This window comes from Pseudoalteromonas sp. SWYJZ12, assembly GCF_015864395.1.
Classification (GTDB): Bacteria; Pseudomonadota; Gammaproteobacteria; order Enterobacterales; family Alteromonadaceae; genus Pseudoalteromonas; species Pseudoalteromonas arctica.
Genome location: NZ_JADYXH010000001.1, coordinates 397,154 through 410,186 on the forward strand (window position 1 = coordinate 397,154; position 13,033 = coordinate 410,186).

A 13,033-nucleotide genomic window follows, 5' to 3' on the forward strand; every position below is an offset into this window, starting at 1 on the left:
CAAGGAAAACTCTCATATAACCCCACGTTCGCCGAAAAAACCATCATCTTGGATTATTTTCGCCCAACATTCTCGCTGGTTTTCATCTTCTTGCCAAACCAGTAAAATAGCGTGTTCAATCAAACCTAAACTCATATCGGTTTCAGCTAGCAGCTTATTTTTTTCTATTGCTTGCTTACTACTACCTATAAAAATGTTTGGACCATCAATCGAGTACGTATTAGCTATATAATAGTTTGCTGCATTACCAACACTTGCTACAAAATTTAATGGCTTTATAGGGTTGTTTTGGTGTACATCAATTAACATCGATTGCATTGAATCACTCGAAAAGTAATCCGCGCAGCTATACAAGCCACTCTTTGCACTTAGTTCAATATCACCTTTAGCACGGTATACAGCAAGCAATGCAATTAGTGTAAAAGAATCCATCCTACGAACCTGTAAACCGGTTTCTTGTTTTACGAGTTGCCTTAAGCTTTTTACATCTAGCTTTTTTTCAAAACTTAAATAGCTACTGCCTACTTCTTTCATTCAGTCCCCCTATAACACTGAAAAACTAAAGCCGCATTATTACCGCCAAAACCAAAGTAATTAAATAATACAGTGTTCACTTGTGAAAAGTCATTTCCTTTATAAAAGGGCCACATCAAATCGTTATTTTGAGTTATATACTCAGGTGGTATGTACGATTCTTTACTTAAACAATCAGCAAATAGTGCAATTTCAATTACACCACATGCGCCTAATGTATGTCCTGTAAAAGGTTTAAAAGCAATAATAGGAGGAGGACTCTGAGTTATTTCTGATGTATTAAATAATGTAGTTAAAGCATTGCACTCTGCTTCATCATTACCAAGCGTGGCAGTACCATGTACTTTAATTAGGTCTATATCAGTACTTTGAATATTTGCCTGTAGTAAACAATCATTAATAACTTGTGCAATATGACTGCCATCTTCCTGAGTCATTGTTAAACTATAAGTGTCGCATGACGATGCACCACCCAGCATTTTGAGACTACACTGCGCGGTAGGCGTCGATGATAAATAAAGAGCTGCAACTCCCTCCCCTAAGATTAAGCCCGAACGACCTTTAGCAAATGCAATTAATTCTGTTTTACTAATTAAATCTAACGACTTAAAGCCTTCAACTGTTAGGGGGTTATAAAATTCGCAACCTATAACCAATGCATGTTCAATTTTTCCGGTACTTATTAAACGCGAAGCATACAAACATGCATTAGCACTTGCTGTACATGCTGTGCTAAAAGTAAATTCCAATTCATTTAAACCGTATCGTTTTGCTAATGCTTGGCTAATTTTATCTGTTTTAGATAGCCATAGCTTATCTTCATCCCCAACTTTCACAGCACTGATATCTAAAGAAGTCGATCCTAAAAACAAATTAGTTTTTGCTAAGTCACTAGCTGATAAATTCAACTTTTTAAAAAGAGGATATAGCACAGCATCAAAATAACTTAAAATACTCGTAAAATCGCTACAATTTATTTCTTCTCGGAATGATTTAAATGCCACACTCACATCTTCAATAGTGCTTACAACACTACTTGTTTTATTACTTAATGGTGCCGATAGCACTTCGCTGGCATTTAAATATACATCCCGTTTATTCATTACTTAGCACGCTCTTGAATAATGAAGTCGGCAATTGTATCTATAGACTGTAAATGTTTACGCGTTTCTTTAGAGCCTTCGACTTTAATGCCAAAGTTTTGTTTTAATACTAATGAGAGTTGTAAAGCATCTAACGAGTCTAAGTTGATGCGTGATTTACTTCCAAACAATAGCTCTGAGTCAATAATATCAGCGGGCTCAAAATCATCTTCTTTATCACATTCAGTAATAATCAATTGTTTTAACTGTAGTTTTAATTCGGCTAATTCCATGTCAAATTCCTCATTTTTTTATTAAATATACATAGTGCAGCAACAAAGCATAGCAATGAAAAACCCCAAAGCGATGCTGTATATTGCCAAAAAGTGTGATCAACTGATTCACTCATCAGTTGTCGTAATAGTTGAGCTGACCAAAACATTGGCGACCCATTTGCCAGCGCGGCTAAATTATCCGGCATAATTTCAAGCGGCACCATAAAGCCACTTAACGCAGCTAAAATTATATTTACTCCACCACCTACAACAATAGCTTGCTCATAACTCGACACCATACTTGCTAATAATAAAGCAAAGGCAATCGCAGTAAAACTAACGGTTATAAATGTAAATATACTAAGCAATAAACCATGCAGCGGTAGCAAAGGTACATTCAAAAAATAGGGAATTACAATACAACCAATAATCGCAAGTAAACAACCTTGTATAATACTTACAATTACATAAGCACACGCTTTGTTATAAAAATAGCGAGCCATACTGATTGGATACGTTTTTAATCTAACCAAAGTGCCATTATTACGCTCATTAATAAAAGTGAGCGAAATAGGCAAAACAATAAAGTAAATACCAAATACCCACCAAGCAGGAATGCTGTTCAACGCAGGGTTGTGTAACGCTTTAGCTAGCGGCTTTTCTAATAAATAACTTACATCTGATGATTCAACAACTTGATTAACTTGCTCATCTAACGATAAATCCTGAGATAAATCACCTGTATCAAGCATATACAAATAGAGTTTTAATTGAGATAAGCTCGCTTTCAATTTTTCAGTCATTAGTAATCGCGTTTGCGGAGCGAATTCGTCACTTATATCTAACCGTAACTGGCTATTACCTTGGCGCATTAAAATTTGTTTATCTACACCGGCTTCTATTGTTAATCTGTTATCGGAATTATTTTTATCTATAGTAAAACCCTGTGCAATTAAAAGTGCGATTAAAACATTGCTATGCGCACTATTCTCTTGCCCAATTACACTGAGAGTTAGATTAGCTTGTATATTTTTTTGCGACTGACTGCTTGCCATCGTCATAATAACCATAAATACAATAGGCATTAGTAATAATACAGCTAAGCTGTGTAAGTCATTTATAATTAATCTGGCTTCTTTTTTTACCGTATGGATTAACATGATGACTCCGAAAATAAGTCTCGATACAGTTGCTCTATATGACTATTTGAAAATGTCAGTGTTTTAATATCATGACTTAAATTAGCAAGCACTATAAAAGCTGATGCTAGCTGCTCGCTATTACTCACTTTTAATTGATGTCCGCCATTTTCTAAAATGGTTATCGGCTGTGTAAAAAGAGTTATTTGAGTAGGGGATAAAGGCTTAACAGTAGTGAAGTTTAAAGACGGTTTTTGAATATTTAAAAGTTCATTTGCTACGACTTTACCATTATTTAAAAATACGACTTCATCGCATAGCAATTCAACTTCGTGTAATAAATGAGAGGTATAAACCAAGGTTTTACCTTGTTGTTTTAAATCCAATAATAAATTAATTATTGCATCACGCGATAGTGGATCTATGCCTACCGTTGGCTCATCTAAAAATATAATGTCTGGCTGTTTACTCAAGGCAATTGCAATATTTAAGCGACGCTTATATCCACCTGATAAAGAACCCGCCATTTTATTAGTAACATCATCAAGCCCGCATGCTCGTATAGCCGATTTAATATGGTTTGAATGTAAACTGCGATTTCTTTCACTTATGGACACAAAAAAAGCTAAATTATCGTGCACACTAAGTTCATGATAAAAGGCAAAATCTTGCGGTACCAAAGCAACTTTTTGCGCGATAGCTTTTTTGGTCGTGTACTGTGAATAAAAAGGGTAACTAATATGACCTGTTTGAGCAGTCAATAGACCACTCATTAATGAAATTAATGTTGATTTTCCAGCTCCATTAGGACCTAAAATAGCGGTACAGCTACCTTGAACAAGATTGAGTGATATATTGTCAACACTCAATGGCATATTTGCTTTATAACCAAAGCTCACTTGTTTTAGCGCCAACATAATAGGCATTAACTGCGTCATACCTTTCCCTGTAACATTAATTATTCCTTTATATTTTTAATTATATTAATAGTGAACTGCGTAACCAGCTATAAACTTTGCGCAACAGAAAAAGCATCGCCAATCGCTCTTTGTAAGTCTAATTTTTCAGAGTTTAACGCACCACCTATATAGCTAACTGGCATTAAACTGTTTAGTTGATGATGATACTCTGGCAGTACCGACTGCTGACCACTACAAATTACAACATGGTCCACACTTAATACTCGTTCACGGTTACGTATATTTAAATGCAAACCTTCTTCATCTATTTTTTGATAATTCACAGCAGCAAGCATTTTTACTCCCTGCTGTTTTAAATGCTCTCGGTGTATCCAACCAGTCGTTTTCCCTAAATCTGCACCATGCTTTCGCAGTTTACGTTGCAGCAAATACACTTCATTTGATACTGTTGATTTGGCAGGTTTTTCTTTTATACCACCAGCATTGCCGACGCTCAAGTCAATACCCCATTGCTCACTAAAACGTGCGTTTGAGGGGGTCATATTCAAACACCGATTTTTCATTGCAACTATGTAAGCGGCGACATCAAAACCAATTCCACCAGCACCAATTATTGCAACTTTTTCGCCTGGCTTTACTTTAGCGCTAAGCACTGACTCATAACTAATTACGTTTGGTAATTTAATACCTTCTATTTCCGGGGTTAAACCTGTGACACCCGTAGCAATAACGCAGTGATCAAAACGAGCTAAAGCCGCTATATTAGCTTTTATATTTAAGTTAATTGTAACATTTAGATTTTTTAAACGGCTTTTAAAATAACGTAACGTTTCTCTAAATTCTTCTTTTCCGGGTACATTGGCGGCAAGTAATAGTTGCCCACCGAGCTCTAATGCACTTTCAAATAAAGTAACTTGATGGCCACGTTCTGCGGCATAAATAGCACAAGCCATTCCTGCAGCGCCACCACCGACTATAGCAACTTGTTTTACCTTATTAGCTTTATTAACAGGCATTAGCGTTTCATTACAAGCTCGAGGATTAACAATACATGTGGCTGGCAAGTTAATAAAGATATTATCTAAACAAGCCTGATTACAGCCAATGCAAGTATTAATTTGGTCAGAATTACCCGCTTTCGCTTTTGCGACAAACTGACTATCGGCTAAAAAAGGGCGTGCCATAGAAATAAAATCAGCATGTTTACCTGCAAGTAATTGTTCTGCAACTTCTGGAGTATTAATTCTGTTGCTCGTAATAACAGGCACCGTTACTGCTGTTTTTAACCGTTGACTTAAGGATGAAAAAAATGCTCTTGGAACACTCGTTGCTATAGTTGGAATGCGCGACTCGTGCCAACCAATGCCAGAATTAAGCATATCAACACCTGCAAGTTCTAGCTCATGCGCCAACTGCAATACTTCATCAAAAGTACTGCCGTCTTCAACTAAATCAAGCAAAGATAAGCGAAATATAACTATAAAGTCACGCCCTAAAGCAGCGCGAACTTGTTTTACAATACTAACTGCAAAGCGAATACGGTTTTTATAACATCCGCCCCATTGATCATCTCTATGGTTTGTCGCTTTAACAATAAATTGATTTATTAAATACCCTTCAGAGCCCATAATTTCGACACCATCGTACCCTGCTTTTTTAGCGAGCTTGGCGCATTGCACAAAATCATCTATTTGTTTTTCTATTTGTTGATGGGTTAATTCTGCTGGAGTATAAGGGCTTATAGACGCTTGAATAGCTGATGGAGCAACTTGCTTAGAATGGTAACCGTAGCGCCCTGCATGCAATATTTGCATGCAAATTTTTGTATCGTGTTTTTTAACAGCCTTTGTAATTAACGTGTGTTGCTCAACTCCCTCTATAGAATCTAAAACACTTCGATTAGGCGCTAATATCCCTTCTTGATTTGGAGAGATACCACCGGTAATAATCAAACCAACACCTGCGCGGGCACGTTCACCATAAAAAGCGGCTAAACGCTCAAAACCTTGAGGTAACTCTTCTAAATTTGTGTGCATAGAGCCCATCACCACACGATTATTTAGTGTAGTGGAACCTAACTGATAAGGCGTAAACAAATGGCTATATAACATAAAAACAACACAAAGTGGCTCAAAACCGCGCTAGAGTAACAAGCTTTAATTATGACTGCAAAATTTACTGCAATATTTTAAAATTAACGACAAAACAGTTTGATTTAAAAACAAATAAATAATATATCTTGTTGTGTAGCAAAGTGATGACTATGATAGTTAACAAGTTTATTATACTAATTAACTTTCAAATACAGAGTGCTATATTTAAAAAATTAACAATATAGTATTACTCTTTTTACTCCCTCTTATACAAGGAATCGTTATGTTTTCATTAAAATCATTATTAATGGGCTTAGGTTTAGCTGCATTATCAAGCTCTGCATTTGCACTAACAACAAGTGAGCAGCTCAATTATGACCGGTTAATTTCAGGCGATATTAATCAAGTAAAACAAGCTGCTCAGTCTATTGTATCCAGCAATAACAGCAACCCTGAGGTGCTAGATGCTTTAGCCCAATACTTAGCCAAAAACTACTTAGCTGCGGCTGATTACCAATTAGATACAATGGCGTGGGCATGTCGCGCTTTAGGTGAGACAGGAAACGCGCGTTACCGAGATTTACTCTCTACTATAGTTAATAGCAATGCACATAAAAAAATCCGTAAATATGCAAAAAAATCATTAAAGCGTTTACCTTCTGATAGTACTGAGCAATTTGTAATTGGATCTGTAGATTTATCAAACTTACAAAAAAATGCTCCTAAGTCGGATATTCCCTCGCTTAAAGGTGACGATAAAGTCCTGTTTGATATAGCAAGTGAAAATTTAACTGAAATTAAATTGCTCGCCCAACAGTACACATCTAAAGGCCTACCCTCTAAGAAAATAGGCGACACCCTTGCTGAGTATTTTGCTCAAAATTACAAAACAAGCGAACAACACAAATTCGATACTTTAGCGTGGGTATGCAAAGGTTTAGCAACCGATGCAACCGGACGTTATAAAACACTAATTGAAGACGCTGAAGAAAACAGCCCTATTCGTGCAGTTAGAAAGCATTGCCCTGATGATATTGATGGAAATGGCCCGTATTACAAAGCAGGTGATGTTGATTTAGCTGCAATTATTAAACAGCTTAAATAACGTATTTATAAATAACGCCGTAATTTAACGGCGTTTTTTGTAATTAACGTTTACTTTAATAGATTTACTACTTGTAAGTTCAAACACGCTATTTTCGGGTGATGGTAGCCCCATCATTAAATTAGGGTTGTTCGAAAACCCAACTGGTTCTTTAGGGATCGAACTCGACGATACATCAAGTAGACCATTTCCATTTAGATCTTGAAAAAAACGCAAACAATAACGACCTTCAGGTAACTCATTCAGCGTTACTTTATGCTCATCACTCGTTACTGTAAAATTTTGTACTCGAATCTCTGGTAAATCATCCCATGCTAGGGCTGTATTATTGCAATCAAGCACTTGAAAGTGTAATTGACCTCCCACTCCCCTAAACTTAGCGAACGAAATATCAAGAGAGTAACCTTGCCCTACAGCAAATAATTTACAGCTAAATAGTATAGTAGAAACAAAAATAACTATTTTATACATCAAGTAATCATCCAATTTAGTATGGTTTGAGTTTTTATATTGGGTATAATAGCCGACTATTAGGAAGTTATAAAAGGTAAAAGGATGCACAAAGTACTCGTTATTCATTATTCTCAAACAGGTCAACTCACCAAAATTGCAGATTCAATTGTAAAACCTCTGCAAAATGATGATGAAATTACGGTAGATTACCTTAATTTAAAACCTGAAAAAGAATACCCATTCCCTTGGCCTTTTTTAACCTTTTTTCATATTTTTCCTGAATGCGTAAAAATGACGCCGCAACCAATGGAAGTTGTTGAGCCCGATCATAGCGATTACGACTTAATTATTTTAACGTATCAAGTATGGTTTTTATCTCCATCGCTCCCTATTTCATCATTTATGCAATCGCCACAAGCAGGTAAACTACTAAATAATAAACCCGTTATTACCGTTATTGGTTGTCGTGGCATGTGGTTAAGCGCACAAGAAAAAATGAAACAGCTACTTAAAAATGTCAATGCTAACCTAATCGATAATGTGGTGCTTAGTGATGAATGCGGTACTGGCTTTAGCTTTTTAGCAACACCACTTTGGATGTTCACAGGAAAGAAAAAACCTGTTTCGTGGGTACCTGCAGCAGGTATCGCCGAAAAAGAAATTATTGATGCTAGTCGCTTTGGTATCGCAATAAAAAAATCAATTAACAATTTACCCAATACGCAACAACTTCAACATTCTGTGTTAAAAGGATTAGGAGCAGTTAAAGTAAATGAGAGATTTATTGCCAGTGAACGTGTTGGTCAACATAGCTTTAAGATTTGGAGTAAAATCCTAACAGCTTTGGGTCCTATGCACTCAAAGCGTCGAAGTTGTGGGCTTATAATCTATGTGCTATTTTTGCTCACCTTAATTATTACTGTGGTGCCAATTACAGCAATAATAAAAAAATTAATTGCCCCTTTAACAAGAAAAAAAATTGCAAAGCAAAAAGCCTATTTTGCTGAGCCTTCTGGAGAGTAGTTTTACGTTATGGAAAATGCCGTATACATAAATAACTTACATGCTGTTTTACCAAATAGCCCTGTTAATAATAAAGAAATGGAAGTTGTATTAGGTGAAGTTGGAGGGCAACGCTCGCGCGCTAAACCTGTTATTTTACGCAGCAATCAAATAAAAAATCGTCATTACGCTATTGATCCACAAACTGGCGAATATAATTACACAAATGCATCGTTAGCGGCTGAAGCTGTAAAAGGATTATTTACTAAAGAAGGTACCCAACTAGAGCAACTAGACTCTTTGGTGGCAAGTACCTCTATGGCTGATCAGATCATGCCTAATCACGGTGTAATGGTCCATGGAGAGCTTAAAAACCCAAGCCTTGAAGTTATCTCAACTGCAGGTATCTGTTTGTGCGGAATGACGGCTCTTAAATATGCTTACTTAAATGTTAAGGCTGGTGAGAGTAAGCACAGTGCAGTCGTTGCCAGTGAGCTTGCATCCAATGTAATGCACTCAAGAAACTTTGCCGCCGAAAGCGATTATAAAGTTGATATGCTCAACCAGAAACCTGAAATTGCTTTTGAAAAAGACTTCCTTCGTTGGATGTTATCTGACGGTGCTGGCGCAGCATTATTAAGTAATCAAGCTAACCCTACAGGTTTATCACTTCGTATTGATTGGATTGATATTGTTTCTTATGCAGATAAACTTGAAGCGTGTATGTATGCAGGGGCAGAAAAAATAGATGGCGTATTAAAAAGTTGGACCCGTTTTGATTCAAAAGAACGTGAACAACAATCAATACTTTCTGTTAAGCAAGATGTAAAACTACTTAATGAAAACATCGTTAAATTTACGGTTGAAGATGCACTTAGTAAAATAATAAAAAAACGCGCCATAAAAGCCAGTGATTATGATTTCTTTTTGCCGCATTATTCGTCAGGTTACTTTCGCGAACGTTTATTTGAAGGATTAAATAATATCGACTTTCAAATCCCTTACGACAAATGGTTTACTAACTTAACAGAAAAAGGCAACACAGGGTCTGCATCTATTTTCATTATGCTTGATGAGCTTTTTAAATCAGGCAAATTAATAAATGGTCAAAAATTACTGTGTTATGTACCTGAGAGTGGTCGTTTCTCAAGTGCATTTATGCAATTAAGTGTCTTAAGCCAATAGTTTAGAGTCCATTATGAAAAAAGATGAAGTACCTCAAGATAATAGCAAAAGCTATCAGGGCCAAAACAAGTTACTTTACGCGGTAGACGACAGCGGACATTATCACGGTGTTAAATCATCTGGCTGGGAAGTAGAGAATTTTGCAACCCAATTAGCGGTAGACGATTTAAATGAACAAACAAGCCAAGCTCTATCTGATGCTCATTCGGGGCTAATTTCTCCGCTTGGTTATCATATGCTCGCAAGACGCTTTGATGTTTCAACCCTTGCTGCCGCGAGTGGTTTTTTTCAATGGCAAATTAATCGTCATTTGCGTCCCGCTATTTTTTTAACGTTATCTGATAAAAAAATTAACCGCTATTGCGATACACTAAAAATTAGTCGTGACGCTTTACTCTCACTGCCCTCACTATAACGAACCTTTCATGCCTGACATTATTTTACCTATTAACCACCTACAATCTTCACATTGTGAAACGGGTGTAGTTGCCACACTTTTACAAAGTAAAGACATTAATATGAGCGAGCCAATGGCTTTTGGTCTTGCTTCAGCCCTTACTTTTGCTTACTTACCTTTTGTAAAAATTAGTGGGATGCCATTAATTGCTTATCGCATGCCTCCAAAAACAATCATTAAAAAAGTATGTAAAAAATTAAATATTGAATTAGAAGCTCGCAAGTTTTCGAATGCGAAAGATGGTATGCAAGCACTCGATGACGAGCTAGCTAAGGGCAATTTAGTTGGTTTACAAAGCTCTGTATATTGGCTGCCTTATTTCCCTGAAGATATGCGCTTTCACTTTAATGCACATAATCTAATTGTTTATGGGAAAAACTCTCTTGGCGAATATCTTATTAGCGACCCTGTTTTTGAGCATCCAGTAACGTGCCCTGCAGAGGATTTAAAAAATGCGCGCTTTGCAAAAGGTGCACTCGCGGCAAAAGGATTAATGTATGTTATTCGCAGTACACCATCGAATATTGAGCTCAATGAAGTGATTAAGCCCGCAATCAAAAAAACAGCAAAAATGATGAATGGGTTAATATTGCCGTATTTTGGTCTTAAAGGCATTCGTCATATGGCAAAAAAAATACGATTGCTTGATAAAAAGACACCTAAATATACCCGTCTTTATTTAGCTCATATTGTGCGTATGCAAGAGGAAATAGGCACCGGTGGGGCTGGTTTTAGATTTATGTACGCCAGCTTTTTAGAGCAGGCAGCCGATATATGTAAAATACCAGCACTCAACCAATGTGCAGTGCACACTACCTTAGTGGGTGATTTATGGCGAGAATTTGCAATGGATGCCGTAAAGTATTGTAAAAAGCGCGGTGATATTAGCTTAGATGATATCGCAAAAAAGCTTGAACAAGTAGCTGAAGAAGAAGCAAAACTAAGTAAAATGCTACTTTCAGCTATCGCTTAAATATTAAAAGTCACCTTAGAGTGACTTTGATTTTAATAAACAGATTAAAGCTGCCACCTAATTACTAAGAAAGTAGTGCTATATCACCTTGCTTAATGCACTTAGCTGTACCGCCTACAACATCGTCATTATCTAGCGCATTAATTAATACTTCGCCTTGGGCTTGCTGCTCATCACTAAGCGGTAAATACGGTAATCTAAATACTGGGTTTACTGCGCCAGTCATCATCAATGCGGTATTAATAGCAATCGGGTTTGGTTCACAGAACAACCAGTTCATCAATGGTTGTAACGACGCATTTAGCTCGTTACTTGGCGTATCCATTAACTGACGGAATAACCCAGGTATTAAGTTAGAAGTAACCGAGATAACTCCGTGCGCTTTATGTGTGTGGCGCGCATCATGACTTTCGTCATCATTACCCGACCAACATGCAATACCTTGTTGCTCATAATGGGCAATACGTTCATTACCGCCACACTCTTTTACGCCAATAAAATATTCATGCTTAGCGAGTGGCTCAATAATATCAGGTGTTAGGTCTTGACCTGTTCGCCCTGCTACGTTGTAAATAAAGGCAGGTCCAATATCAAGTACGCGTTTAAAGTGCTCTTTAACGCCTGCAATAGACGTACGTCCGTAATATGGATTAATTTGCAGTGCTGCATCCATACCACTGGCAAAGCCATATTTAGTTGCTTTAATCGCTTCACGGGTGTTGTTACTACCGGTATTACCGACAATAACCAGTTTGTCACCATACTTGTTTGCACTGTGCGCTATAAGCATTAAATGCTCTTCCCAGTTCATTAACTGGCCTTCGCCTGTTGTGCCACCAACTACAATGCCGTCAACGCCTGCTGCAATTTGTATTTCTACGAGCTCATCGTACTTTGCTAGGTCTATTTCACCGTTTGCTAAGTATGGCGTTTTAATAGCTGTAATAAGGCTTGCTTGTTTAATTTGGTCTAGGGTGCGCATAAAAAATCATTATTTATAAAACTTGCGCTATTTGTAACATAATTGCCGGTACTTTTGGAGGTGTAAGCCTACATTTAATTATAAAATTTCTTGTGTTATTAAGTTTGGTAATACAAAATGAACAACTGTATATATGAACAGTATTTTATTTTTAACGATACCAGAGGCTTTATGCGTTTATCTGACTACTTAGCAACTCATTTTTATAACACCGATGAACTGTGCCAAGCATTAAATATAGATGCAGATACACTTTTAGCTTGGCAAGAGCGAAGTGTTTTCCCCAAACCAAGTTACTGTATTAAAAGTCAACTTAGCTGCAGCTCATATTCAGGCTTGTATGAATGCGAAGAGTATGACGACTATTACCCGCGCGGCTGTGTTAATTGGGGTCAAGGTCTTTTAAAACAAAAAATAGAATCATCAAGCCATGCTTTTAATTATTTTGCACAGCAATATACTGCAAGCCTAACTAAACTCGCTCAGCAAGGATTTACGTTTAGCGAAGAGCTATTTGGCTGCGAAATAGACGAGCACTTGCAGCAAATTTGGCAACAGTTTTTATGCAGTAAGTACGGCGTGCTTACTCAAAATGGATTAATAGACGAAATAGTCTCGGTAGATATTGGCAGGCTATTAGTTGACGACATTACAGAACTGCGCAGTAAAGCGAGCTTAAACCAAGAAGAAAGAGCGCTACTGCACCCTGCCATGAAACTTTTAAACAAAGCATTAGGGCATGGCGCCGATCATGAAAAACAACACACTTTGCGCACCCGTTACATAGATGCGCTTATTTTAAAATACGATTTATCTATTAAGTGACGTTTAAA

14 protein-coding genes are annotated in these 13,033 nt (G+C 37.0%); 6 read left to right on the top strand and 8 right to left on the bottom strand.

What is annotated here, in order from left to right; all coding sequences use genetic code 11:
* Positions 1-12 precede the first annotated feature (12 nt).
* The 6 genes from I6F42_RS01690 to I6F42_RS01715 form a co-directional block, all read right to left on the bottom strand.
* Positions 13-534, bottom strand: coding sequence for a hypothetical protein (locus I6F42_RS01690; RefSeq protein ID WP_010553042.1), 522 nt, complete (start codon positions 532-534; stop codon positions 13-15).
* Complete coding sequence (locus I6F42_RS01695) at positions 531-1,637, bottom strand: beta-ketoacyl synthase N-terminal-like domain-containing protein (protein ID WP_197150404.1); 1,107 nt, start codon at positions 1,635-1,637, stop codon at positions 531-533. The genes I6F42_RS01690 and I6F42_RS01695 overlap by 4 nt, the downstream gene beginning before the upstream one ends.
* Positions 1,637-1,909, bottom strand: coding sequence for an acyl carrier protein (locus I6F42_RS01700; protein WP_010553044.1), 273 nt, complete (start codon positions 1,907-1,909; stop codon positions 1,637-1,639). Before I6F42_RS01700 ends, I6F42_RS01695 begins: the two co-directional genes overlap by 1 nt.
* A complete protein-coding gene (locus I6F42_RS01705; protein WP_197150406.1) occupies positions 1,900-3,051 on the bottom strand; it encodes an ABC transporter permease in 1,152 nt (383 codons plus the stop codon). The genes I6F42_RS01700 and I6F42_RS01705 overlap by 10 nt, the downstream gene beginning before the upstream one ends.
* Positions 3,045-3,968, bottom strand: a complete 924-nt coding sequence (locus tag I6F42_RS01710) for an ABC transporter ATP-binding protein (protein ID WP_197150409.1) — start codon at positions 3,966-3,968, stop codon at positions 3,045-3,047. Before I6F42_RS01710 ends, I6F42_RS01705 begins: the two co-directional genes overlap by 7 nt.
* Before the next feature lie 68 nt (positions 3,969-4,036).
* On the bottom strand, positions 4,037-6,061 hold the full coding sequence (locus I6F42_RS01715) for an NADPH-dependent 2,4-dienoyl-CoA reductase (RefSeq protein ID WP_197150411.1): 2,025 nt from the start codon (positions 6,059-6,061) through the stop codon (positions 4,037-4,039).
* 265 nt (positions 6,062-6,326) lie between these two features.
* Here I6F42_RS01715 and I6F42_RS01720 point away from each other — a divergent pair, with 265 nt between their 5' ends.
* Positions 6,327-7,148 (top strand): hypothetical protein, encoded by an 822-nt coding sequence (locus I6F42_RS01720; RefSeq protein ID WP_197150413.1) that lies wholly within the window; start codon positions 6,327-6,329, stop codon positions 7,146-7,148.
* Between the two features lie 24 nt (positions 7,149-7,172).
* On the opposite strand, the gene I6F42_RS01725 is transcribed toward I6F42_RS01720, so the two are convergent.
* The gene (locus I6F42_RS01725) at positions 7,173-7,619 is read right to left on the bottom strand and encodes a DUF2141 domain-containing protein (RefSeq protein ID WP_010553049.1); all 447 of its coding nucleotides are present in this window, start codon (positions 7,617-7,619) and stop codon (positions 7,173-7,175) included.
* An 84-nt stretch (positions 7,620-7,703) separates the two neighbouring features.
* Here I6F42_RS01725 and I6F42_RS01730 point away from each other — a divergent pair, with 84 nt between their 5' ends.
* Genes I6F42_RS01730 through I6F42_RS01745 form a run of 4 tightly spaced genes read left to right on the top strand, consistent with a single transcriptional unit; the run spans position 7,704 to position 11,218 of the window.
* Complete coding sequence (locus I6F42_RS01730; protein WP_010553050.1) at positions 7,704-8,624, top strand: hypothetical protein; 921 nt, start codon at positions 7,704-7,706, stop codon at positions 8,622-8,624.
* A 9-nt stretch (positions 8,625-8,633) separates the two neighbouring features.
* Entirely contained in the window at positions 8,634-9,788 is a 1,155-nt protein-coding gene (locus I6F42_RS01735; RefSeq protein WP_197150415.1) for a beta-ketoacyl-ACP synthase III, read from the top strand.
* A 13-nt stretch (positions 9,789-9,801) separates the two neighbouring features.
* Positions 9,802-10,203 (top strand): hypothetical protein, encoded by a 402-nt coding sequence (locus I6F42_RS01740; RefSeq protein ID WP_010553052.1) that lies wholly within the window; start codon positions 9,802-9,804, stop codon positions 10,201-10,203.
* A 10-nt stretch (positions 10,204-10,213) separates the two neighbouring features.
* Positions 10,214-11,218 (top strand): BtrH N-terminal domain-containing protein, encoded by a 1,005-nt coding sequence (locus I6F42_RS01745; protein ID WP_197150417.1) that lies wholly within the window; start codon positions 10,214-10,216, stop codon positions 11,216-11,218.
* Between the two features lie 64 nt (positions 11,219-11,282).
* Here the strand turns inward: I6F42_RS01745 and dapA are convergent, their stop codons facing one another.
* The gene (dapA, locus tag I6F42_RS01750) at positions 11,283-12,200 is read right to left on the bottom strand and encodes a 4-hydroxy-tetrahydrodipicolinate synthase (RefSeq protein ID WP_197150431.1); all 918 of its coding nucleotides are present in this window, start codon (positions 12,198-12,200) and stop codon (positions 11,283-11,285) included.
* Positions 12,201-12,371: 171 nt separating this feature from the next.
* Here dapA and I6F42_RS01755 point away from each other — a divergent pair, with 171 nt between their 5' ends.
* The gene (locus I6F42_RS01755; protein ID WP_024591738.1) at positions 12,372-13,025 is read left to right on the top strand and encodes a DUF6058 family natural product biosynthesis protein; all 654 of its coding nucleotides are present in this window, start codon (positions 12,372-12,374) and stop codon (positions 13,023-13,025) included.
* Positions 13,026-13,033 lie beyond the last annotated feature (8 nt).